This is a genomic window from Nostoc sp., from assembly GCF_035638895.1.
Lineage (GTDB): Bacteria > Cyanobacteriota > Cyanobacteriia > Cyanobacteriales > Nostocaceae > Nostoc.
This window is the reverse complement of sequence record NZ_DASQZC010000231.1, coordinates 1-2,469: the sequence shown is the minus strand read 5'-3', so window position 1 is coordinate 2,469 and position 2,469 is coordinate 1. Positions and strand designations below refer to the sequence as shown.

Here is a 2,469-nt window from a genome sequence, read left to right as displayed (position 1 = left end):
TATGAGCAAAATCGTTGTTCTATAGATAGATGTTCTCTAGTTGTTTGCCATATCCCAGAGCTAAAAGATAAACCTAATAGGTTTAGCCAGCAAGCAACGTTAACCCAACTAAAAGCATACCGTCCTTGGTACAAAGACATTGTGCGATTCGTTGATTAGTGAATCACGGTATCCAGCCCGTAAATAGCTAATCCAGCCCGACAGCAGATTACTGTCAATAAAGGCTGAACTCTCGGATTGATACAGGTGCAAGTCCTGTCATTCAGACTCAGAATTGACTCCTCATCTGCCCACACTGACCAGACTCGGTTTCTGGAGGGTGAAGCTGGGAACAGGGCGCAATCAGACGACCGTTGCGGGTTGACACTGGCGCTAATAGGGAGTTCCTATGATGAAACAGAGCCTCAAAAAGTGACCTATTGTAAAGCAGGGCGCAACATTAAAATCCCTGACTTCATTGGAGCTAATTCCCGCCGTAATGACGTCAATAACGGCAAGAGTCCAGGGAATCCAATGGTCAAAGTGGCTACATCTAACGGAACAATCAATCTCTCCGAGGGAACGAATAAAAACGATTTGTGAGTCCTGGGGCAGTCGAACCCCAGGTAGGCTAGACGAGAAGCGGAACTCTCACGAGTCGGGTAGGACAGACCGTAATTGGTCTGAGGTGTTCAGAATACACAAACCAGAGAAGAGTATGATTAGGCACAGTTACAAAACTAGTGAATCATGGTTAACGTTACCCTGGAAGAAATTCCGGCGCAACCTATTCCGCCTTCAAAAGCGCGTGTACAAAGCTGTTCAAGTTGGAGACAAGCGGAAAGCTAGGTCACTACAAAAGCTTATTCTAAAATCTACCTCGGCTCGATTTCTTGCAATAAGACAAGTATCTCAGCTAAACGCTGGTAAAAAGACGGCTGGTATTGATGGTAAGAAATCCCTTACTTTTAGCGAACGCTTCTACTTAGAAGAATGGTTAAGAGTTAATAGCGGAAATTGGAAACATCAAGGCTTACGAGAAATACCCATCCCCAAAAAGGACGGGACGACCAGAATGCTTAAAATACCCACCATAGCGGATAGAGCTTGGCAATGCCTAGCAAAATATGCTCTGGAAGCCGCCCACGAAGCCACCTTCCACGCTAGGAGTTACGGGTTCAGAACTGGGCGCTCTGCCCACGATGCACAACGGTACATCTACAATAACCTACGCTCTTCCTGCAACGGAACAGAGAAACGAGTTATAGAACTCGATATTGAAAAGTGCTTCGACAGGATTAACCACTCAACAATAATGGACGAACTCATCGCCCCCAAAGGCTTAAAACTTGGTATCTTTCGATGCCTCAAGGCAGGAGTAAACCCAGAATTCCCCGAACAGGGTACACCTCAAGGGGGAGTGGTCAGCCCATTATTAGCAAACATCGCACTCAATGGAATTGAGAGTATTCATCAACCCAAGGACAACCAAGGAAGAATCAAAGAACCATCAGTCCGATACGCGGACGACATGGTTATTATACTCCGACCTAAAGATGATGCGATAAAGATACTTGAAAGAATCAGCGAGTTCCTCCGCAAACGCGGAATGAATGTAAGCCAAAAGAAAACCAAAGTTACCGCCGCGACAGACGGGTTTGACTTCCTCGGCTGGCATTTCAAAGTCCAGAAAAACGGAAAGTTTAAAAGCACTCCTTCAACGGATAACTTCAAAGCGCTCCGTAAGAAAGTAAAACACATCGTCAATAACTCGAACTATGGTGCTACTACAAAGGCTATGAAATTAGCCCCGGTAGTTAGAGGCTGGAGAAACTACCATAAGTTCTGCAAGATGGACGGGTCAAAAAACTCGTTATACCACATCGAAACAAGAGCTTACACGGTATTCAACAAGGAAACCAAGAAAAACCGCGACTCTAGCAAGAAATTACTAGACAAAGCATTTCCAGCAGTTTCTTACTCCGAAAACAAACACGTCATGGTCAAAGGAACAAAGTCCCCCTATGACGGAGATACAGCCTACTGGAGCGAACGTAACAGTAAACTTTATGATGGCGAAACCTCTAAAACTCTTAAGAAGCAAAACCATAGATGTGCTTCCTGCGGTCTAAAGTTCATCGATGAGGAACGGGTTCACCTGCATCACATCGACGGAGATCATGCCAACTGGAAGAGAAATAATCTGGAAGCAATTCATGAGAGTTGCCACGATTACAAACACATGAGCAAAAGCGAAAGCCAAGAACATCGGGAGCCGTATGTGGCGAAAGTCACACGTACGGATCTAACTGAGAGGTGCGGGGAATAATATCCCCCATCGACTCAACCTAAAAGTTAGTATTTGAATAAAAAACTCTCAGGGGTTGTATGAAAACAAATGAACTAGAAGCAGATTCACTCAAGCGAGTTTTTGGATTACCAACTCTAGTGATTTACGGAGTGGGTGACATTTTGGGTGCGGGAATTTAT

The 2,469-nt window shown here is 44.9% G+C and carries 2 protein-coding genes; both read left to right on the top strand.

Annotated features, from left to right (window positions below; genetic code table 11):
- The first annotated feature begins 411 nt into the window (after positions 1 to 411).
- Positions 412 to 582, top strand: coding sequence for a hypothetical protein (locus VE944_RS11105; protein ID WP_324976604.1), 171 nt, complete (start codon positions 412 to 414; stop codon positions 580 to 582).
- A gap of 115 nt (positions 583 to 697) precedes the next feature.
- Positions 698 to 2,308 (top strand): group II intron reverse transcriptase/maturase, encoded by a 1,611-nt coding sequence (locus tag VE944_RS11100; protein WP_324976601.1) that lies wholly within the window; start codon positions 698 to 700, stop codon positions 2,306 to 2,308.
- Positions 2,309 to 2,469 lie beyond the last annotated feature (161 nt).